This window comes from Streptomyces sp. NPDC048600 (genome assembly GCF_055587025.1).
Genome location: NZ_JBVJGZ010000005.1, coordinates 326,143 through 344,851, shown reverse-complemented (window position 1 = coordinate 344,851; position 18,709 = coordinate 326,143). Strand labels below are relative to the sequence as shown.

Genomic DNA, 18,709 nt, shown 5'->3' with positions numbered 1-18,709 from the left:
CGACCCACCCATGGGGGAAGCCATGACCTTCCGTCCTCGACGCATCCAGCTGGCACTCGCCACGGTGGCGACCGGCACCGCCGTGGCCCTCACCGCGGCCGTACCCTCGGCGACCGCCGCCACCGGCCCGAAGTTCCTCAAGCCGGCCGAACTGCCGCCACACGCCTCCTCTGCCTGGTACGCCGGTCCGGTCAAAGCCGGACAGCCCGACCCGCTCCCGGTCTGCGTCGGCGAGGCACTGCCGTCGACCTCCCGCCACCGCGCCTTCTGGACCGAGTACGACACCAACGCGCTCCAGGTGACCGTCGTGGCCCGCAACGCGACGAAGGCCGCCGACTTCGCCGCCCTGCTCCGCAAGAAGATCCGCGACTGCGCGACCGCGCTGGAGAAGCAGTACCCCGACGTGTCGGCGACCGGCAGGTACTACGGCAAGCTCGCCGTCGAGGAGGGCGCCCACGTCTACGGGCTGCACACCCGCACGACCTGGGGTGCCTCCGACATCGCCCTGATGTCGGTCGGCCGTGACGGCAGGACCGTCACCTTCGTGAAGTGGGCCCAGATGGGCAACTTCCGGCATGCGCAGGTGGCGGACTTCAAGCGGACGACCAAGACGGCGGTCAACAGGCTGTACTGATCGCGGCGGACGGGGCCGGGCCCGGCCCAGGTGTTCTCGGGCACGGGCCGTCGGCCTCTACACGGACGGGCCCGGCCCAGGTGTTTCCGGGCGCGGCCCGTCGGCCTCCACGGCAGTCCCGTCAGCAGGGCTCCAGGGCGTGCCGGCCGCGTTCGGCCAGTCCCCCAGCAGGCGCTCGACCGCTGCGTCGACCAGTTCCTCCCGCTCGCGCTCCGAGAGCACGTCCGGGAGGGTGAGCTGCTCGACGATCAGCCAGTTGAGCGCCAGGTACAGCAGCTTGACGGTGAGGGCGTCGCCCGGCAGACGGCTCGCCTCGTGGTACGCGATGTTCGCCTCCAGATCGCCCCGCACCTGCTCGGTCAGCAGTCTGCGCAGACCGGGGCGCCGGGTGGCCTCCAGGCGCAGTTCGAGCAGCGCCAGGTACCCGGAGCGGAACCCGCCGACCCGGTCGACCAGGGCGTACATCGCCTGCCGGTACAGGTCCCGGTCCTGGTCCCGCTCGACCGCGCGCAGCCGGTCGAACTCCGACGGGTCCGGCTGGAGCCGCTCGTAGACCCGTCCACCGGTCTGGATGAGCAGGTCGTCGCGGTGCGAGAAGTAGTTGGAGGCGGTCCCGACGGGCACACCGGCCTCCGCGTCCACGGCCCGGAAGGTCAGACCGCGCGCCCCCTCCCGCGCCAGCACCTCGATGGCGGCGTCCACCAGGGCGGCCCGTCGCTGATCGTTCCTGCGCACCAATCGAACCACTCCATTTGCAGTACTACGGCCACCGTGGTGTCGGTAGACTACTACAGGTGCAGTGAATTGACCCTGGCGCGATGGAACGGCGCGGGCGTGAGGCGGGGCGCGGCGGGCCGGGTCAGTCCATGGGAGGGCTGGTCGGCGTGCCCTGGTTGTGGAACATCTGCCAGTGCCCCGGGGCGGCCCGGCGCCACAGGGAGGTCCGGTGGGACCAGCGGCCGTCGATGTTCACCGTGTACTTGAGCATGACCAGTCCGTCGACCAGCCGTACGCCCCGCATCCGCTCGACCGCGATGGGCTCTCCCTCCGGATCGGTGTCGGAAGCGACGCGTTCCGCGGTGCCCTCGAAGACGATCTCGCCGCCCGAGGCGCCGAACTCGTGGAAGTCCGGGGCCAGGAAGCTCCGCAGCCGGTCGGCGTCGGCCCGGCAGCCCGGGGACAGCGTCTCGTACTCGGCGGCGATCGCCTCCGCCACCTGCGGATCGTCACTGCCCTGATCGATGCTGATCGTCGTCATGCACCCAAGCACTATCACGCGCCCCGCGAACGGGTGAACGCGTTTTCGGGAGACCGCCGGGACCGCGATCGTCCGGGCCGGAGCGGGCTGGGGCGGCGCGGGCCGTGGCGGGTGCGCCCGGCGGGCCGCTGTCAGTGGCCCGCGCTACTGTGCGCGTAATAGACCGATCTGCCCGTTCCGGGAGGTTCTCATGGCGTCACGCCTCAACCCCTACCTCAGCTTCGACGGCACTGCGCGGGAGGCGATGGAGTTCTACAAGGAGGTCTTCGGCGGCACGCTCAAGCTCAACACGTTCGGCGAGTTCGGCCAGACGGGCACACCGGACGAGAACAAGATCATGCACGGCATGCTGGAGACCGACGCCGGCTTCACGCTGATGGGCGCCGACACCCCGCCCGGCATGGAGGCGACACGGGGCAACTACTTCTCGGTGAGCGTCAGCGGCGAGGACGAGGCCGAGCTGCGGGGGTACTGGGACAAGCTGTCCGCGGATTCCCAGGTCTCCGTGCCGCTGGAGAAGCAGATGTGGGGCGATGTGTTCGGCATGTGCACGGACCGCTTCGGCGTCCCCTGGATGATCGACATCGTCCAGCCGCGAGGCTGAGCCGCGCCCGGTCCGGCGGAGGTCATGCCGTGCCGAACCACGCCTCCGCCAGCGCCGGCAGGTCGCCCTCGGCCGGTACGCCCAACTCCCTGATGTACCAGGGGAGATGGCTGTAGACATGCAGCAGGGTGTAGGCGAGCAGCACGGCGGGCTCGAAGGTGTGCCCGTACGCCTCGCAGAGGCGGGCCAGCAGGGCCGGGTCGCCTCGGGTGACGAACAGGCCGACGCCCACGAAGTCGTAGGCCCGGTCGCCGATCATCGCCGGTTCGAAGTCGAACAGGCCGGTCAGCCGCGGGCCGTCGGCGTCGGCGAGGTCGACGAGCAGGTGCTGCCGCATCACCTCGGTGTGCAACAGGCTGGGCTGTGGGGCGCGGGGCAGCGGGACCGAGGCGAGGTAGTCCGGGATCCGCTCCAGCCAGGCCTCCGACAGGCCGTGGCCGCGCTGCTGTTCCACCGCTGCCGCCGTCCGGCGGTCCACGAACGCGCCCCAGTCGCCCGGACCGAGGACGTCCGCGAGGGGTTGCGCGTCGAGGGAGTGCAGCACCGCGAGGGCCTCGCCGACCTCGGTCACCAGGCGCTCGCGCTGCCGGGGCGTGACGCGTTCCCAGGCGGCGGCCAGGTTCTCGCCGGGCAGCCGGGACATCAGCACGTACCGCCAGCCGTTCTCGTACGTGCCGTGCTCGCGCACCCTGGGCGTCGGGATCGGCAGCCGTCCCTGGAGGTGGGCGAGCACCCTGCCCTCCGCGAGGCCGTCCCCGGCGACGGCCGCCGGGAACAGCTTCAGGACGTGCTCGTCACCGACGGCGTAGACGGGCTGCGACCCGTCCGGGAAACGGCTGAGCGGCACACCGTCCAGGCCGAGCCGGGCGGCCAGGGCCTCGACCCCGGGGCGCATCACCGTCTCGTCGGGGACGATCGCGTCCCACTCCTCGTCCGTCTCCACCAAGGGCAGCATGATCGCGACGGTAGGTGGAGGGACGCCGGGGGGGCAACGGCTTTGTCGGAGGGGGTTGAGCCAACGGCACTGTCGGAGAGGTCTGAGGCAACGCCTTCGTAGGGGTGGCCTGTTGGGAGGGACGGCCGGCGGATGAAACCGTCCGGGACCCGCTCCCACTCTCAGTCGTCGTCCAGGACCGCGCGGATCACGTGCCGGGCGTTGTCCGCCATGGCCGGGTTCGTGTCGCGGTAGTACGGCAGGGCGATGAGCGCCTGGGACAGCGTGCGGGCACGGCCGCGGCGCCAGGTGACGTCGTCGACGTCCAAGGCCTCGCGGAAGACCCGCCGGGCGGGCGGCGGGAGCAGGTTCCAGGCGGGGAAGAGGTCGCAGGCCGGGTCGCCCAGGCCCGCGCAGCCGAAGTCGATCACCGCGCCGAGCCTGCCGCCGTCCAGAAGGAGGTTGCCGGGCATCAGGTCGGCGTGCAGCCACACGGGAGGGCCGTCCCAGGTCGGGGCACGCATCGCCTCGGCCCACCGGGCGGCCACGGCGTCGCAGTCCACGCCCTCCTGCGGCAGGGCGCGCAGTCGCTCGATCGCCGCGCGGGTCTCCGCGTCCTGCTCGGCGAGCGGACCGCCGCGGTGGGCCCGGGGCGCCCCCGGAAGGCCGACGCCACGCATCGCGGCGACGAACAGGGCCAGCCCCTCGGCCAGTTGCGTCGGTTCGGCGAGGGTTCCCGCGCGCGGGTTCTCGCCCGGCAGCCACCGGTAGACCGACCAGGGCCACGGGTATCCCTCGGCGGGCCTCCCCGCCCCCAGCACCTCGGGCACGGCCATCGGCAGCCGGCCCGCGAGGCGGGGCAGCCACTCCTGCTCCAGCGCCACGTCGGCGACACCGCCCCGGACCAGCGGCAGCCGTACGACCCGGTCCTCGCCCAGGCGGTACATGGCGTTGACCGTGCCGCCGGACGCGATCCGCTCGAGCGGCAGCCCGTCCCATTGCGGGAACTGTCCGGCGACCAGCCGCCGTACGAGGTCGCCGTCGACGGCCTGCTGACCGGGATGCATCCGCACTGAGTCCATGGCGTCCCATCCGACCCGTGTCCCTCGCGGGCGGTCAAACCCTTTTGCCCGCCGGCCCGTGCGTCGGGCCTCACCTCGGAGGTCATCGACCGCGACCGGGGCGCGTGCCACGCTCGCCGGCGTCGGCGTCGGCCCCCCGCAGCCCGCAGCCCGCAGCCCGCAGCCCGCAGCCCGCCGAGCGCCGAGCGCCGAGCGCCGGAATCAAACCACCTGACACATCCACGGTTTCGTGGTTAGCATCGCCGCGATGACTACTTCCTCTCTTCAGAGTCTGGGGGAACCGTCCGCGCAAGGTGAGTGCTGATGACCACTCACATCGCGAACGGCGATCCCCGTCTTTCCCTCTGGTTGCGCGTGCGTGAGTACGCCGTGCCCACGTCCATGATCGAGACCGCGACCGTCCGCCGTCGCGCCGGTGACTGGGCCGGGGCGTGCGCCGCCGCCGGTGTCGACGTCGATCTGAATCTGCGGTCCGCGGCGGACCTCCACGGGCGCGAGTTCGCGGCCCGGGTGCGCGCGGATCTCCGCTGCCTGGCCCCCGATCTGCTGCGCTGGCACATGCCGCGCGTCGCGCCCGACGGGCTGCTGCGTCCTGGCCTGACCGTCTCCCTGGCCCGCTACGAGGGCGCGGGACGGGACGGTGCGAGTCCGGTGCATCTGGTCGTGCGGACCCCGCCGGCCCGTGCGGACGCCGGGCAGCGGATGAGCCTCGCCCTGTGGGACGGGGCCCGCCCCGCCTCCGGGACGGGCGGGCATCCACACGCCCGGCCGAACAGGCGGTTCCGCCTCGATCTGCACCGGCACCTGTGGGACGTACGCAGGTCGGCGGAGCTACGGGCACGGTCCGGGTCCGACGAGGCGCCCTCCGCCCTGACCGCCCTGCCCGCCATGGCCGATCCGCCCGCGCCCGGCATCGCGCGCTGTGCCGTCGGCCGGTGGGCGGCGGAGGCGGAAATCCTGCTGGACGCCGAGCAGCGGCCGGCCGAAGCGGTCGCCGTACGTCTCGGCGCCCGGCAGCGGCTGCTGGTCCGGCCCAGGGGACCGGCGGCCGTCAGCGTCACCGCGGCTCCGGCCGACGGGCGGCTGTCCGCGCTCCCCGTGCTGCCCGAGGCGGCGACCTGGGTACCGCCCGACCTGGAACTGCTGCGCGCCGGACTGATCGAGCCCGGGCTGCTGCATCCCCTGGTCGCCGAGGCTCTGGCACCGGGACACGCGCCGGGCCCGCCGCCCGCCGCGGACCCGGTGGGAGGGGCGCGGCTGGTGGAGTGCCGGGGCGCCCGGCACCGGATCGGGCTGGTCGACGGCGTACTGGCCCCGCTCGACCACGACCCGGGCGAGGTCCGGCGCGAGGAACTGCTCGCCGCGCTCTCCGGACCGCCGCTGCCCTGTCTGCGGGCGATCGACGAGGCCCACCGCAGGCCCGACTGCCTCCCCGGTGTCCGCGAACGTCTCGCCCACGGTGACATCGCCGGGGCACTGGCCGTGGTGGAGGGGCTGCTCGGGCCCGAAGCGGTGCTGCGCAGCGGCCCGTTGCTGGACGAACTGGAGGCGGCCGCCGGACGGCGGGTCGCCTACGGGCTGTTCAGGGCAGGCCTGGCCGAGCCGTCACCGCACCGGTCGGCCTGGCCCGGCCCCAAGCGGCCCGGCGGCCACCGCTCCCATCCGCGCCACACGACCGCGCGCTGACAACTCCCCTCCTCTTCTTCTCGCTTCCTCTTCTTCTCGCTTCTTCTCCCTTCCGGCTTTCCGGGAGCCGGGCCGTGCCCTGCCCCGACGACCTTCCCCAGGTGATGACGCATGCCCCAGACTTCTGTCTCCTCCTCCCGGCTCGACGTGGCAGGCGAGCTGTTGACCCTGCTGCGTGACACGACGACCGAACCCCGCGCTGACACCCAGTTGGAGGCCCTGACTCTCGCCGTGGCCGCCGATCTGCCGGTGCTGCTGTGGGGTGAGCCCGGCATCGGCAAGACCGCCGCGCTCAACCAGCTGGCCACTTCCCTGGATCTGCCGCTGACCACGGTGATCGCGAGCGTTCACGAGCCGTCCGACTTCTCCGGGCTGCCCGTCCTCGGCGACGACCCCGCGCAGCAGGGCGTACCGATGGCGCCGCCGGACTGGGCCGTGCGCCTGGTGCGGGCCGGCCGGGGGCTGCTGTTCCTGGACGAGCTGTCCACCGCGCCGCCCGCCGTGCAGGCCGCGCTGCTGCGGCTCGTCCTGGAGCGGCGGATCGGCGAGCTCCGGCTGCCGCCCGGGGTACGGATCGTGGCGGCGGCCAACCCGCGTTCGTCGGCCGCCGACGGCTGGGAGCTGAGCCCGCCGCTGGCGAACCGGTTCGTCCACCTCCAGTGGGCGCACGACCACGAGGTCGTCGTACGGGGCCTCGCCGGGACCTGGCCCCGGGCCACCCTGCCCCGGCTCGACCCGGCCCTGCTGAGCGAGGCCGTGGCCTTCGCGCGCCGCGCGGTGTGCGAGTTCCTCACGGCCCGGCCCACCCTGGTGCACCGGCTGCCGAGCGGGGAGACCCGCCGGGGCGGCGCCTGGCCCTCGCCGCGCAGCTGGGACATGACGCTGACCCTGATCGCGTTCGCAACCGCCGCCGGGGTCTCCCGGGACGTGCTGTCGCTGCTGGTCAGGGGAACGGTCGGGGACGGCCCGGGATTCGAGCTGCTGGCGGCGATGGACCGGATGGACCTGCCCGACCCCGAGCTGCTGCTCGCCGACCCCGGCCGGGCCGAGCTGCCCGAGCGGGGGGATCTGCGGCAGGCGAGCCTCGAGGCGGTGGTGGCGGCGGTCAACGCCCGGCCGGAGCGGGCCCGTTGGGACGCCGCGTGGGCGCTGCTGGTGCGGGCCCTCGAAACCGGGGCGCCCGATCTGGTGGTCGCCCCCGCCACGGCGCTCGCCGGGCTGCGCCGCGAGGACTGGGACGTGCCGGAGGCCATCGAGCGGCTGGCCGGGGCGGTGTCCCTGTCCCGCCGCGCGGACCGGGCGGCCGACCGTGCGGCCGTCGCGGCCCCGCTGGCCGGGCAGGGTGCCCGATGAGCGCGGCGACGGCCGTGGCGCTGGATCTGGACAAGCTGTTCGCGGCCCGGCTGCACGCGGCGCGGGCCCGGCCCTATCTCGCCACCGCCCTGTTCGCCCTGCATGTCGTCGAGTCGCGCGGGGTGCCGACGATGGCGGTCGACCGGCACTGGCGGTGCTATGTCTCACCGGGGTTCGTGGACCGGATGCCGGTGGAGGACCTGGCCGCGGTGTGGGTGCACGAGGTGTCGCATCTGTTGCGCGATCACCACGGCCGCAGCGACCGGCTCGCCCGCGACCGTGGCATGACGGGCGCGGGCGACCGGCTGCGGATGAACCTCGCGGCGGACTGCGAGATCAACGACGATGCGTTCGGCGACGGACTCGTGGTCCCGAAGGGCGCGGTGTTCCCGCATCATCTGCTGCTGTCCGGCGGGCTGCTCATGGAGGAGTACGCGGGGAAGATCCGGCTCGGGCCGATGACCCAGTACCTGGCCTGGCTGGACTGCGGGAGCGGCGCCGACGGCGTGGCCCGGGAGTGGGAGCTGGGCCCGGACGGGGCGCACGGACTCAGCGAGCAGGAGCGGGACGCCGTACGGTTCCGGGTCGCCCGGGGGATCACGGGCCGGCCGGGGGACGCGCCGCAGGGGTGGCGGCGGTGGGCTGAGGAGGTGGTCCATCCGCCGCAGCCCTGGCGGGAACTGCTGGGTGCCGCCGTCCGCTCGGCGGCGTCCGCGGCCGGGGTGGGCGAGGACTACGTCTACGGCCGCCCGGCCCGGCGTTCGGCGAGCCTGCCCGGTGTGGTGCTGCCGAGTCTGCGCCGCACGCCGCCGCGTGTCACGGTCGTCGTGGACACCTCCGGTTCGGTCAGCGACGCCGAACTGGGCAGCGCCCTGCTGGAGATCGCCGCGATCTCCCGTGCCGTCGGGGGGCGGCGCGACCTGGTGAGCGTGCTGTCCTGCGACGCGGCGGCGAACGTGGTGGGGCCGTTGTGCCGGGCCGAGGACATCCCCTTGCTCGGCGGTGGGGGAACGGATCTGCGCAGCGGTTTCGCCAGGGCTCTCGCGGCACGGCCCCGCCCGGACGTCGTCGTGGCCCTCACCGACGGCCAGACCCCGTGGCCGGCCGTCCGGCCGCCCTGCCGCACGGTGATCGGGCTGTTCCCGCGCGGTGGGACGTCGGACTCCTGGCGGGAGGACAACCCGGACTACGTCCCCGAACGCCCGCCCGCCTGGGCGCGGGTGGTGGACATCGGGCCGAGGGGCCCGGGGGGATGAGCCGGGCCGCCTTGGTCGTCAGCCCCCGACCAGCGCGTGGACGTCGGGCCGAGGGGCCCTGGCGGATGAGCCGGGCCGCCGTGGGGCTCAGCCCCCGACCAGCGCCACGAGTCTGATGAACACCAGGTCCGGTTCGGCCGTGAGGTCGATCTGCTCGTCGAGGTGCTCGATCTGCCGGTCCCCGGTCAGCACGAAGTACCCGTTGGCCAGGAACGCCTGCTCGGCTATGTCGGCCTGGCGTTCCCAGTCGATGCGGCGGGGCTCGCGCAGCCGGTAGCCGTTGAGCTCGGTCTCGGCGTCGTCGGGCCGGACCAGGCCGTGGAACCGGTCGCCCGGCCGGGCGTTGTGGCGGGTGACCTCCTCGCGCACGCGCAGCCGGATCAGCTCCCGCACGCTCATCCGGTCGGGGAGCCCCTCGACCGCCAGCTCGGCGACGGCCTTGCCCGTCGCGGTCTCGTCCCGGAAGGTCACGGTGGCCATCAGGAACCTCGCTCGATCAGTCGGAGAATGCTCGGGTCGGTGATCTCACGGTCGGCGGCGAGCGGGAAGGCCTCGCCGAGGATCAGCGCCTGCCGTTCGTCGTCGAACGGCAGGAGCACCTCGCGCCGAGCCGCGCGGCCGCCGGGAACAGGGGGCGCCGGCCGGCACGGGGCGGTGGGGCCGCCGCGCCGGCCGGTGACGCGGGGCTGGTTCGGCCGGTCGTCGTCGGACATGCGGGGATCATGGCAGAGGCCACTGACAACGCCGTGCCGTGGCCGACTCCGGCCCCCCGTCCCGGGTCACTCTGGCCTTCTCCCCGCACATCCGCCATCATGGCGCGACCATGACAAATATGCCTGTGCTCCGGATGCTGGCCGCCGCACTGCTCTGCACCCTCGCGGTCGTCCCCGACGCCTCGGCCGAACCGGCCGCCGCCCCCACCCCGCCCTCGGCCGCCTCCACCGGGGCGGCGGACTGGACCGGCCCGCTCAGTACACGCGGGCGCTGGATCGTGGACGCCGACGGCGAGCGCTTCCGGCTGCGGTCGGGCAACTGGCACGGAGCTAGCGGCACTTGGAACGGCTCGGGCAGTCAGGACGACAACGCCCAGCACCACGCGGGCGAGAACTCCGGCCGGATGCCGCTCGGCCTCGACCGGGCACCCATGGCGGACATCATCGCGGGCTTCCAGGAGTTGGGGATCAACAGCATCCGGCTGCCGTTCTCCAACGAGATGATCCACGACAGCCGCCCGGTCACCGACGCCTCCGTCGCCGCCAACCCCCAACTGCGGGGCAGCACCCCGCTCCAGGTGTACGACGTCGTGGTGCGCGAACTGACGGCGGCCGGGCTCGCGGTGATCCTCAACAACCACACCAACACGACCCGTTGGTGCTGCGGGGTCGACGGCAACGAACGCTGGAACGCGAGCCTGTCCACGACGGCGTGGGAGAACGACTGGGTGTTCATGGCCCGCCGCTACCGCGACAACAAGCGCGTCGTGGGCGCCGACCTCTACAACGAGGTGCGGCGCTCGGTCTGGGACGACCCCAACTGGGGCCTCGGCGACGACCACGACTGGTTCGCCGCCTCGCAGCGCGTCGCCGACCGCATCCTGACCGAGGCCGGCCCCGACCTGCTGATCATGGTGGAGGGCATCAACTGGTACGGCATCCCGGTGGACGGCCTGCCCCACGGCCGCCCCACCCTGGAACCGGCCCGCAACCTCTCCCACACGCTCCTGAGCTCCGACAAGCTGGTGTACTCCGCCCACTTCTACGACTACACGGGCCCCAACCACACCGGCGCCACCGGCATGGGCGAGACCACCGACCCGCGCTACCGCGACCTCAGCCCGGCCGACCTGATCTCCGTGCTCGACCGGCAGGCGTTCTTCGTCACCGAGGGCGACCGCCACTACACCGCCCCGCTGTGGATCAGCGAGTTCGGCGTCGGCGGCCGGGAGGAGACCGGGCAGAAGCCGCGCGCCTGGTTCGAGAACTTCGTCGACCAGCTCATCCGCGCCGACGCCGACTTCGCCTACTGGCCGCTGGTCGGCTGGCACGAGAACCGCGGGGGCAACGGCTGGGCCCTGCTGCACTGGGACGCGCGGGGCCACCGAATGGGCCTGTACGACGGTGACGACTGGCGCGCCGCGGCCTGGACCCGGCTGATGTCCGCCCCCAGCCGCACCGGCCACATCGCCCCGGCGACGCACTGGCCGATGCTCAGCCCCGACCACGGCGACTTCGTCCAGTCCCGCAGGATGCGGGCCGTGGGCGACTGGGACTCCGGGGCGCGCAAGGCCGCCTGTCCCGACGGACAGCGGCTGATCGGTCTGAGCCACACAGGCAACCGGGGCCTGTGCACCGACGCGGCGGCAGGCCCGCGCTGGGACTCCGCCCGCGCCCACGAGGTGGTCAGGGACGAGCGCCATGTCCGCTCGGACTGGGCCTCCGGCTACAGCAAACTCCAGTGCGCCGAGGGCCAGTTCCTGATCGGCTACAGCGTCCGCGGCGCCGCCGTCTCCGCCGCCCTGTGCGCCCCGGCCGTGGCGGGCACGATCACGGGCTCGGGTGCCCGCACCCTCTGGTTCGACCGGGGCGACAACCGCGGCCCGGCCCCGAAGGGCGGCGACTTCGCGTACGGCCGCTACAAGGGCCAGTGCGCCGACGACGAGTACGCGGCCGGCATCGCCTACACGGGCCGCCTCGGCTCCTCCCGCACACCGGACGCGCTGTACTGCCGCAAGCTGCGCTGACCCACGGCGCCGGGTGCCGCGCGGCCGGGGCCCAGGGCCCCGGCCCCGGTGCGGTTATCATCGCCGGGTGAACACCCACTGGCACGTCGTCCTTCCGCCGCCCGGCGTCTGACGGGCGCGCGGACCTCGCGGAAGCGGATGTCTTCCCGCCTCCCACCGGCCTGAGCCGGTCAGGAGGCTCTGTCGTGCGCCTGTCGCGGATCGATTCCCTGACGCATTCGACGACGGAAGACCCACGACTGTGCCGAACCGCACCACTGTTCCGACCCCCGCGCGCCCGAAGGACACCGGCGCGCCCCTCTCCCGCCCCGGACTCCTCGGCGGGCCCGCCCCGATCCTCGTCTCGGCCGTGCTGTGGGGCACGACCGGAACGGCGAGCTCCCTGGCCCCGGCCGGTGCCCCGGCGGCGGCCATCGGCTGTGCCGGACTCGCGCTCGGCGGCCTGCTGCTGTTCCTCACCTCACGCGGAGCCCGCTCCCTGCCGGGCGCCCGCACACCCCGGGAGCGAGCGCTGCTCGCGCTGGGCGCACTGGCGGTGGCCGGGTATCCCCTGACCTTCTACCCCGCGGTGGCCCGTACCGGCGTGGCCGTGGCCACGGTGATCGCGCTCGGCAGCGCCCCGGTGTTCACCGGGCTGCTGGCCTGGGGCACCGGCCGGGCCCGGCCGACCGCGCGCTGGACCGCCGCGACCGCGTCCGCCGTCCTCGGCTGCGCCCTGCTGGTGCTGGGCCCTGCCCTGTCCGGGCGCGGCACCCCGGTCGACCCCACGGGCGTGGCGCTCGCCGTGTGCGCCGGGCTGTCGTACGCCGTCTACTCGCTGATCGGCGGCGGCCTGATCACCCGGGGGCACTCCTCGGACGCCGTGATGGGTGTGCTCTTCGGCGCGGCCGGGCTGCTCGTCGTACCGCTCGTGCTGTACGTCGGCACCGACTGGCTGCTCACCGGGCGCGGGGCGGCGGTGGCCGGGTATCTCGCGGTGTTCACCGTGTATCTGGCCTACCTCCTCTTCGGGCACGGGCTGCGCCGCACCCCGGCGTCGGTGGCCACGTCACTGACCCTGGCCGAGCCCGCCGTCGCGGCGGTGCTGGGCGTCGGCGTCCTCGGCGAACGGCTCCCGGCGGCCTCCTGGTGCGGACTGGCCGTGCTGGCGTCGGGCCTGATCGCGCTGACCCTCCCGGCCGGGCGCCGCAAGGGCCGGGGCCCGGCCGGGAGGGTCTAGCCGACCGTGCCCGGCCGCGGCCGGCCGGGCACGGGAGAGCGTCAACCGGTGGTGCAGGCCGAGCCGTTGAGCGTGAAGACGGTCGGGGCGGTGTTCGTGCTGCCCTTCGTTCCGATGAAACCGAGGGTGACCGAGCCGCCCGCGGGGACGGTGGAGGTGTAGGACGCGGGGGTGACCCGGACCGAGCCTCCGGTCTGGGCCGGGGTGCCGCCCCACATGGTGGAGATCGTCTGGCCGTCGGCGAAGGTGAAGCCGAGGGTCCAGCCGCTGATCGCGGCGGCGCCGGTGTTGCGGAGGGCGATCTCCCCCTGGAAGCCGCCGGGCCACTCGTTGACCACGCGGTACGTCACGGCGCACGAGCCGGCCGGGGTGCTCTGTGTGGTGACGTTCACTGTGGCCGAGCGAGCGGAGCGGTTGCCGGCGGCGTCCTTGGCGTAGACGGCGAAGGTGTACGCCGTGCCCGCCGTGAGCCCGGTGACGGTGGCCGAGGTGGTGGTGGAGGCGGCCGCCGCGGTCTCGGTGGCGCCGCTCACCCGCACGACCTCGTAACCGGTCACACCGACGTTGTCCGTGGCGGCGGGCCAGGTGAGGGTGGCGGAGGCGGAGGTGACGGCCGAGGCGGTCGGGGTGCCCGGGGCGGTGGGCGCCTGGGTGTCACCGGGCGCCGTCCCGCCGAAGACGGTGGCCTCCTTCGAGGTCTGGGCGATGCCGTTCGTCCCGTGGAAGATGCGCTGCCCCCACGCACTGAGCCGGGCCGGGTCGAAGTCCGTCGCCAGGTCGAGGACCGGGTCGGTGTTGCCGCTCCAGGACCAGGCCAGATAGCCGAGGTCGAGCCGCTCCGCCTCCGCCAGCATGGTGTCCTCGTCAGGGTCGCCCCACTGGTCGGCCGGGCCGCCGAACTCCCCGATCACCAGCGGGAGTTTCGCGTCGACGAAGGCGTCGAGATAGTCGGTGATCTCCTGCGCGGTGTCGAACACGCTGTACATGTGGATGGAGAAGATCAGGTTGCCGGTGGTGTCGGCGTCGTAGACGGTGCGGGCGTTGGCACGCATGACGCCCTGCCAGTCCTGTCCCCAGTTGGGCGCGTCCACCATGATGGTGTGCTCCAGCCCGGCGGCGCGCAGCTTCTTCACCGCCGCGACGGTGGGGGTGGTCCAGCCGGCCGGATCGGTGTTGCCCCAGGGCTCGTTGCCGATGTTGACGACGACGTAGTTCTCCTGGCCGACGAGTACGTCCTTCAGGCCGATCCAGTAGTCGGCCGCCTGGTCGAGGGTGGCGGCCGCGGACTCCTCGCCGTAGCCGGTCGTGTCGTGCACCTCCAGGACGCAGATCAGGCGGTTGGCCTTGCACCGATCGATGACGGCGGCCACGTCCGCGGCGCTGTTGCGGGTCCAGCGGTGGCCGTTGGAGAGGACCACGCGGACGGTGTTGGCGCCCAGGGCCTTCACATCGGCCCAGGACTGCGTCTCGCCGGTGTACCAGGTGTGGGCGTGGTTGACGCCGCGCATGACGAAGTCGTTGCCGTTGCCCTCGACCAGCCGGCCGTTGCTGATGTGCAGGCCGATGGCCTGCGCGGAGGGCGCCTGTTCCTGCGCGGCGGCCGGCGCGAGGCCACCGAGGAGGACCAGGCCGAGCAGGGCGGCCAGGGCGGTGAGTAAGCGGCGGAGGGGACGGTGGGGGGTCGTGCTGCTCATCGGGCTCACTGCGGCTCCAGGTCTCACGGTGACTCCAGGAAGCGGTAGGGATTCACTGACATGCAGCGTGGGAGCGCTCCCATGAACCCATTGATGCCAAGTACACGTCAAGATGCGGGACGGGACGAGCTCCGCCGGACCGGGGCGGGCTGCCTTAAAGTGACCGTGACCTGCCTAACGGATTCAGGCGGGGAGGCACACACTTCAGGAACAGGGAAGGGGGCCGCCGTGGCGCGCGCCGGACTCACCGCGGAGCGCCTGACCCGGGCCGGGGCGGAGCTGGCCGACGAGGTCGGCTTCGAGCAGGTCACCGTGTCGGCGGTCGCCCGGCGCTTCGACGTGAAGGTCGCGAGTCTGTACTCGCACGTCAAGAGCTCCCAGGACCTCAGGACCCGGATCGCCCTGCTCTCCCTGGAGGAACTGGCGGACCGCGCGGTCGACGCTCTCGCGGGCCGCGCCGGCAAGGACGCCCTGCGCGCGCTCGCCGACGTCTACCGCGACTACGCCCGCGAGCACCCGGGCCGCTACTCGGCGGCCCAGTTCCGGCTGACCCCGCAGGCGGCCGCCGCCAGTGCGGGGGTACGGCACGCGCGGCTGACCCGGGCGATCCTGCGCGGCTACGACCTGGCCGAACCCGACCGGACCCATGCCGTCCGGCTGCTGGGCAGTGTCTTCCACGGGTACGTGACCCTGGAGATGGGCGGCGGATTCAGCCACAGCGCGCCCGACACCCAGGAGACCTGGACCCGGATCATCGACGCCCTGGACGCACTGCTGCGGAACTGGCCGGACCCCGCGCCGGAGGACCCGTCGGCCGGCTGACCCGTCGGCCGGCTGACCCGTCGGTCGGCCGACCCGGCGTCAGGTCGTATCGCGTTCAGCCGGGGCCGCGTCACACGTCACGCCTCGGCCGAGGGAACCGGGAACAGCAGGCAGCTGCTGGTGGCGTGGGCGAGCAGACGGTCGTTGCCGTCCACGAGCGTGGCCTCGGCGAGCGCGGTCTGCCGAGTGCTGTTGACGACCCGGCCGATGGCCCGCACCCGGCCGGTGTCCACGGTCACCCGGCGCAGGAACTTCACGCTCAGATCGAGCGAGGTGTACCCCATCCCCTCGGCCAGCACCGACTGCACGGCGCAGCCCGCCGCCGAGTCGAGCAGGGTGGCGAAGACGCCGCCGTGCACACTGCCGATCGGGTTGTAGTGCTCCTCGCCCGGCTCGAGGGAGAACACCGCGTAGCCGTGGTCGACCTCGTCGAGCGTGAACCCGAGCGTGGCCGTGATGGGCGGCGAGGGCAGCCGTCCGGCCACCATGTCGCGCAGCAGGTCCAGACCCGTGCCCTTGCCGACGGCCCCGGCCGTGATCCCGGGGTCCTGCCACTCGTACGTACGGGTCCGTCCCATGGGTGCGCTGCCTCCCTCGGCTGGCTTCGTAGATCGAAGTTAGCCGTGCCGTGCGCTGACTGTCAACGACGAAGTCAGGCGCCTACGATGACGCCATGCAGTGGCTTGAGACGAGCACGGAGAACTGCCCCGTCCAGCGGACGCTCGAAGTGGTGGGCGAGAAGTGGACGTTGCAGATCCTGCGCGACGCCGCCAACGGGGTGCGCCGGTTCGACGACTTCCGCCGTCATATGAGCCTGTCCGAGGCGGTGCTCAGCGACCGGCTGCGCAAGCTCACCGCGGCCGGCATCCTCTCGGCCGTGCCCTATCAGGAGCCGGGCAGCCGGGCGCGCAAGGAGTACCGGCTGACGCGCAAGGGCTGGGATCTCTGGCCGGTCCTGATGGCACTGGGCCAGTGGGGCGAGACGTACGCCGGTGAGCCGGAAGGGCCGGTGCTGGACATCCGGCACCGGGACTGCGGGGCCGAGGTGCGGGTGGTCGTGGAATGCCGCGCGGAGAGCGTCGCGCTGACGCCGGGGGATGTCGTCGCGCGGCCGGGGCCGGGGGCTCGGCGGCTGGGGTGAGGGGCGGTGCCGGGGCCGACGCGAGGCGGGGCGATCTCGGCCGTGGCACGGCTCCCGGGTGTCTCGGGCGTCGAGTCCGGCTCCCGGCTTTCCTGGCGATTCAGGCGTCGGGCCCTGCGCCCGGCTCCCCCGCGTAGCGCTCGCCCAGTTCGCGGCTGCGTCGGGCGGCGGCTTCGACCGCCTCGCGGACGGCCCGGCCGACGCCCTCGTCGACCAGGGTGGTCACGGCCGCCTGGGTCGTGCCGCCGGGGGACGTGACGGACTCGCGGAGCGCGCCGGGCGGCTCGCCGGTGCCGCGGATCATCGCCACGGCGCCCTCGGCGGCCTGGAGGACCATGTCCCGGGCGGCCTCCTCGGGGACGCCCAGTCCGGTCCCGGCCTTGATCATGTTCTCGATGACGTAGAAGAAGTAGGCCGGTGCGCTGCCCGAGAGGGCGGTGGCCGCGTCCTGGCACTCCTCGTCCAGGAGGATGACCCTGCCGACGGGGCTGAGCAGGTGCTGGGCCCGGCGCAGATGCTCCTCGGTGGTGTGGCGGCCCGGGGAGATCACGGACATGCCCGACTCGACGAGGACGGGAGTGTTCGGCATGACACGGATGACGGGCCGCTCCCCGCCGAGCCGCCGCTCGACGAACCGGCTCGGGATGCCCGCCGCGGCCGAGACGATCAGGCAGTCGGGGGCGAGGTGCGGGGCGATCTCGTCGAGCAGGTCCGCCACATACTGCGGCCGGACCACGATCAGCACGGTGTCGGCCGCCTCGGCGGCGCGCCGCGGTGCCACGGCCGTGACGCCGTACTTCCACTTCAGTTCCTCGGCGCGTTCCGTGCGCGGTTCGACGACGAGGATCTCCTCCGGGGCGTGGCCCGAGCGCACGAGACCGGCGAGGAGCGCCTCGCCCATCTCTCCGGCGCCGAACAGCGAGATCATGGCTGCACCGTAACCCGCGGCCCGGGGACGTGCCCGCCGAGCGCTCGGCGCCGGGTCCGGGCACGACGAAGCCGCCCGCCGGATTTCCCCCGTGGCGGGCGGCTCGTGTCCCAGTCGCCCAGAGGTCATGGCCGGCGGCGGCACAGAACCGTTGCAAGGAAGTAGCCGCAGCCTTCACACCTGGACGACCGTGAGCCTATGCGGGACGGCGCGGCGCGCGCACCCGGTTTTCCGGGCGGAGGGCCGGGGGCCGTGTCAGGCGTCGGTCCGGTCGTCGAAGCTCGCGAAGTAGGCCGCAGCCATGTCCTCGTCGCCGTGCCCCTGCTCGGCGGCGCGGGCCAGCCGGGCCGCGCTCGCCTCGGCCACGTCCAGGCGGACGCCCTGCCGCTGTCCGGCCTCGACGATCAGCCGGGCGTCCTTGGCCGCGGTCGACACGGCGAACTGGGCGGGCGAGAGCCGCCCCTCGCGGACGAGGTCGCTCTTGACGCGCAGGTAGCCCATGTCCAGGGGGCCGCCGGCGATGAGGTCGAAGAACTTCTGCGGGTCGACGCCGAGCGCCCCGGACAGGGCGAGCACCTCTCCGGCGGCGTTGGTCGCGGCGAGGACCCAGCTGTTGGCGACGAGCTTCAGCCGGGTCGCGGAGCCCTCGGCACCGTCCTCGCCGGTCCACACCGTACGGGCGCCGACGGCCTCGAAGACGGGCGTGACGCGGTCGCGGCCGTCCTCCGGACCGGCGGCCAGGACCAGCAGCTGTCCGGCCTCGGCGGGCTGGCGGGTGCCGAGGACGGGGGCGTCGTAGAAGACGAGGCCGTGCTCCTCGGCGAAGGCGGCGAGGTCGGCGATCCCGTCGAGGCCGGCCGTGGTGGACTGCACCCAGGCGGTCCCGGCGCGCAGGCCCTTGGCGGCCTGGCGCATGACGTCGAGGGTGACGGGGCCGTCGAACAGCATCGTGAGGACGACGTCGGCGCCCTCGACGGTCTCGGCGGGTGTGTCCGCCACGCGCACGCCGTCGGCGGTCAGTGGCTCCGCCTTGTCACGGCTGCGGTTCCAGGCGCGGACGGTGTGTCCGGCGCGGGCGAGGTTGCGGGCCATCGCGGCACCCATGATGCCGGTGCCGAGCACGGCGACGGTGAGTTCGTCGGTCATGACCTCCACCCTCCCGGGTCCGCGGGGCGCGGAGCAAGCCGCTCCGGGGGGCCTTTTGACCTGGAGGGGTCAGAGCCCCGCGGGGGGGGGGGGGCCGCCGGGCCGGGGGGGGGGGGGGCGGGGGAGGCAGCGGCAGGACAGGCGCGGCGGGGAAGGGGGGGGCGCCGCCCCAAAGCGCACCCCTACGAAGTAGAGGCAGCAACAAGAGAGAG

19 protein-coding genes are annotated in these 18,709 nt (G+C 73.6%); 9 read left to right on the top strand and 10 right to left on the bottom strand.

Annotation, left to right across the window (positions count from 1 at the left end):
- The first annotated feature begins 22 nt into the window (after positions 1 to 22).
- Positions 23 to 634, top strand: coding sequence for a hypothetical protein (locus ACZ6SQ_RS09615; RefSeq protein WP_469558590.1), 612 nt, complete (start codon positions 23 to 25; stop codon positions 632 to 634).
- 57 nt (positions 635 to 691) lie between these two features.
- On the opposite strand, the gene ACZ6SQ_RS09610 is transcribed toward ACZ6SQ_RS09615, so the two are convergent.
- Positions 692 to 1,372: a TetR/AcrR family transcriptional regulator gene (locus tag ACZ6SQ_RS09610; RefSeq protein WP_469558588.1), complete on the bottom strand. Its 681-nt coding sequence runs from the start codon at positions 1,370 to 1,372 to the stop codon at positions 692 to 694.
- Positions 1,373 to 1,493: 121 nt separating this feature from the next.
- Positions 1,494 to 1,892, bottom strand: a complete 399-nt coding sequence (locus ACZ6SQ_RS09605; RefSeq protein ID WP_469558586.1) for a DUF4440 domain-containing protein — start codon at positions 1,890 to 1,892, stop codon at positions 1,494 to 1,496.
- A gap of 190 nt (positions 1,893 to 2,082) precedes the next feature.
- On the opposite strand from ACZ6SQ_RS09605, the gene ACZ6SQ_RS09600 reads away from it, so the two are divergent.
- Positions 2,083 to 2,496: a VOC family protein gene (locus ACZ6SQ_RS09600; protein WP_469558584.1), complete on the top strand. Its 414-nt coding sequence runs from the start codon at positions 2,083 to 2,085 to the stop codon at positions 2,494 to 2,496.
- A gap of 22 nt (positions 2,497 to 2,518) precedes the next feature.
- On the opposite strand, the gene ACZ6SQ_RS09595 is transcribed toward ACZ6SQ_RS09600, so the two are convergent.
- Both ACZ6SQ_RS09595 and ACZ6SQ_RS09590 read right to left on the bottom strand, forming a co-directional pair.
- The gene (locus ACZ6SQ_RS09595; protein ID WP_469558582.1) at positions 2,519 to 3,451 is read right to left on the bottom strand and encodes a phosphotransferase family protein; all 933 of its coding nucleotides are present in this window, start codon (positions 3,449 to 3,451) and stop codon (positions 2,519 to 2,521) included.
- A 161-nt stretch (positions 3,452 to 3,612) separates the two neighbouring features.
- Positions 3,613 to 4,497, bottom strand: a complete 885-nt coding sequence (locus ACZ6SQ_RS09590; RefSeq protein WP_469558747.1) for an aminoglycoside phosphotransferase family protein — start codon at positions 4,495 to 4,497, stop codon at positions 3,613 to 3,615.
- 318 nt (positions 4,498 to 4,815) lie between these two features.
- Between ACZ6SQ_RS09590 and ACZ6SQ_RS09585 the strand changes: the two genes are divergently transcribed.
- The 3 genes from ACZ6SQ_RS09585 (at position 4,816) to ACZ6SQ_RS09575 (ending at position 8,807) form a co-directional block, all read left to right on the top strand.
- On the top strand, positions 4,816 to 6,198 hold the full coding sequence (locus ACZ6SQ_RS09585; RefSeq protein ID WP_469558579.1) for a hypothetical protein: 1,383 nt from the start codon (positions 4,816 to 4,818) through the stop codon (positions 6,196 to 6,198).
- Between the two features lie 111 nt (positions 6,199 to 6,309).
- Entirely contained in the window at positions 6,310 to 7,551 is a 1,242-nt protein-coding gene (locus tag ACZ6SQ_RS09580) for an AAA family ATPase (RefSeq protein ID WP_469558577.1), read from the top strand.
- Entirely contained in the window at positions 7,548 to 8,807 is a 1,260-nt protein-coding gene (locus ACZ6SQ_RS09575; RefSeq protein WP_469558574.1) for a vWA domain-containing protein, read from the top strand. Before ACZ6SQ_RS09580 ends, ACZ6SQ_RS09575 begins: the two co-directional genes overlap by 4 nt.
- Before the next feature lie 87 nt (positions 8,808 to 8,894).
- Here the strand turns inward: ACZ6SQ_RS09575 and ACZ6SQ_RS09570 are convergent, their stop codons facing one another.
- Together ACZ6SQ_RS09570 and ACZ6SQ_RS09565 are read right to left on the bottom strand one after the other, a co-directional pair.
- Positions 8,895 to 9,287, bottom strand: coding sequence for a hypothetical protein (locus tag ACZ6SQ_RS09570; RefSeq protein WP_469558571.1), 393 nt, complete (start codon positions 9,285 to 9,287; stop codon positions 8,895 to 8,897).
- The gene (locus ACZ6SQ_RS09565; protein WP_469558568.1) at positions 9,287 to 9,520 is read right to left on the bottom strand and encodes a DUF7737 domain-containing protein; all 234 of its coding nucleotides are present in this window, start codon (positions 9,518 to 9,520) and stop codon (positions 9,287 to 9,289) included. Before ACZ6SQ_RS09565 ends, ACZ6SQ_RS09570 begins: the two co-directional genes overlap by 1 nt.
- Before the next feature lie 119 nt (positions 9,521 to 9,639).
- Between ACZ6SQ_RS09565 and ACZ6SQ_RS09560 the strand changes: the two genes are divergently transcribed.
- Both ACZ6SQ_RS09560 and ACZ6SQ_RS09555 read left to right on the top strand, forming a co-directional pair.
- A complete protein-coding gene (locus tag ACZ6SQ_RS09560) occupies positions 9,640 to 11,547 on the top strand; it encodes a glycoside hydrolase family 5 protein (RefSeq protein ID WP_469558566.1) in 1,908 nt (635 codons plus the stop codon).
- A 241-nt stretch (positions 11,548 to 11,788) separates the two neighbouring features.
- The gene (locus tag ACZ6SQ_RS09555; RefSeq protein WP_469558563.1) at positions 11,789 to 12,766 is read left to right on the top strand and encodes a DMT family transporter; all 978 of its coding nucleotides are present in this window, start codon (positions 11,789 to 11,791) and stop codon (positions 12,764 to 12,766) included.
- Positions 12,767 to 12,807: 41 nt separating this feature from the next.
- Here the strand turns inward: ACZ6SQ_RS09555 and ACZ6SQ_RS09550 are convergent, their stop codons facing one another.
- Complete coding sequence (locus tag ACZ6SQ_RS09550; RefSeq protein ID WP_469558560.1) at positions 12,808 to 14,460, bottom strand: cellulase family glycosylhydrolase; 1,653 nt, start codon at positions 14,458 to 14,460, stop codon at positions 12,808 to 12,810.
- 228 nt (positions 14,461 to 14,688) lie between these two features.
- On the opposite strand from ACZ6SQ_RS09550, the gene ACZ6SQ_RS09545 reads away from it, so the two are divergent.
- Positions 14,689 to 15,282, top strand: a complete 594-nt coding sequence (locus ACZ6SQ_RS09545; RefSeq protein ID WP_469558557.1) for a TetR/AcrR family transcriptional regulator — start codon at positions 14,689 to 14,691, stop codon at positions 15,280 to 15,282.
- A 77-nt stretch (positions 15,283 to 15,359) separates the two neighbouring features.
- On the opposite strand, the gene ACZ6SQ_RS09540 is transcribed toward ACZ6SQ_RS09545, so the two are convergent.
- Complete coding sequence (locus tag ACZ6SQ_RS09540) at positions 15,360 to 15,860, bottom strand: PaaI family thioesterase (protein ID WP_389323561.1); 501 nt, start codon at positions 15,858 to 15,860, stop codon at positions 15,360 to 15,362.
- A 95-nt stretch (positions 15,861 to 15,955) separates the two neighbouring features.
- Here ACZ6SQ_RS09540 and ACZ6SQ_RS09535 point away from each other — a divergent pair, with 95 nt between their 5' ends.
- Positions 15,956 to 16,423, top strand: coding sequence for a winged helix-turn-helix transcriptional regulator (locus ACZ6SQ_RS09535; protein WP_469558553.1), 468 nt, complete (start codon positions 15,956 to 15,958; stop codon positions 16,421 to 16,423).
- A 100-nt stretch (positions 16,424 to 16,523) separates the two neighbouring features.
- Here ACZ6SQ_RS09535 and proC read toward each other — a convergent pair whose 3' ends face one another.
- Both proC and ACZ6SQ_RS09525 read right to left on the bottom strand, forming a co-directional pair.
- Positions 16,524 to 17,351 (bottom strand): pyrroline-5-carboxylate reductase, encoded by an 828-nt coding sequence (gene proC / locus ACZ6SQ_RS09530; protein ID WP_469558550.1) that lies wholly within the window; start codon positions 17,349 to 17,351, stop codon positions 16,524 to 16,526.
- 255 nt (positions 17,352 to 17,606) lie between these two features.
- The gene (locus tag ACZ6SQ_RS09525) at positions 17,607 to 18,497 is read right to left on the bottom strand and encodes an NAD(P)-dependent oxidoreductase (RefSeq protein WP_469558547.1); all 891 of its coding nucleotides are present in this window, start codon (positions 18,495 to 18,497) and stop codon (positions 17,607 to 17,609) included.
- Positions 18,498 to 18,709: the final 212 nt, after the last annotated feature.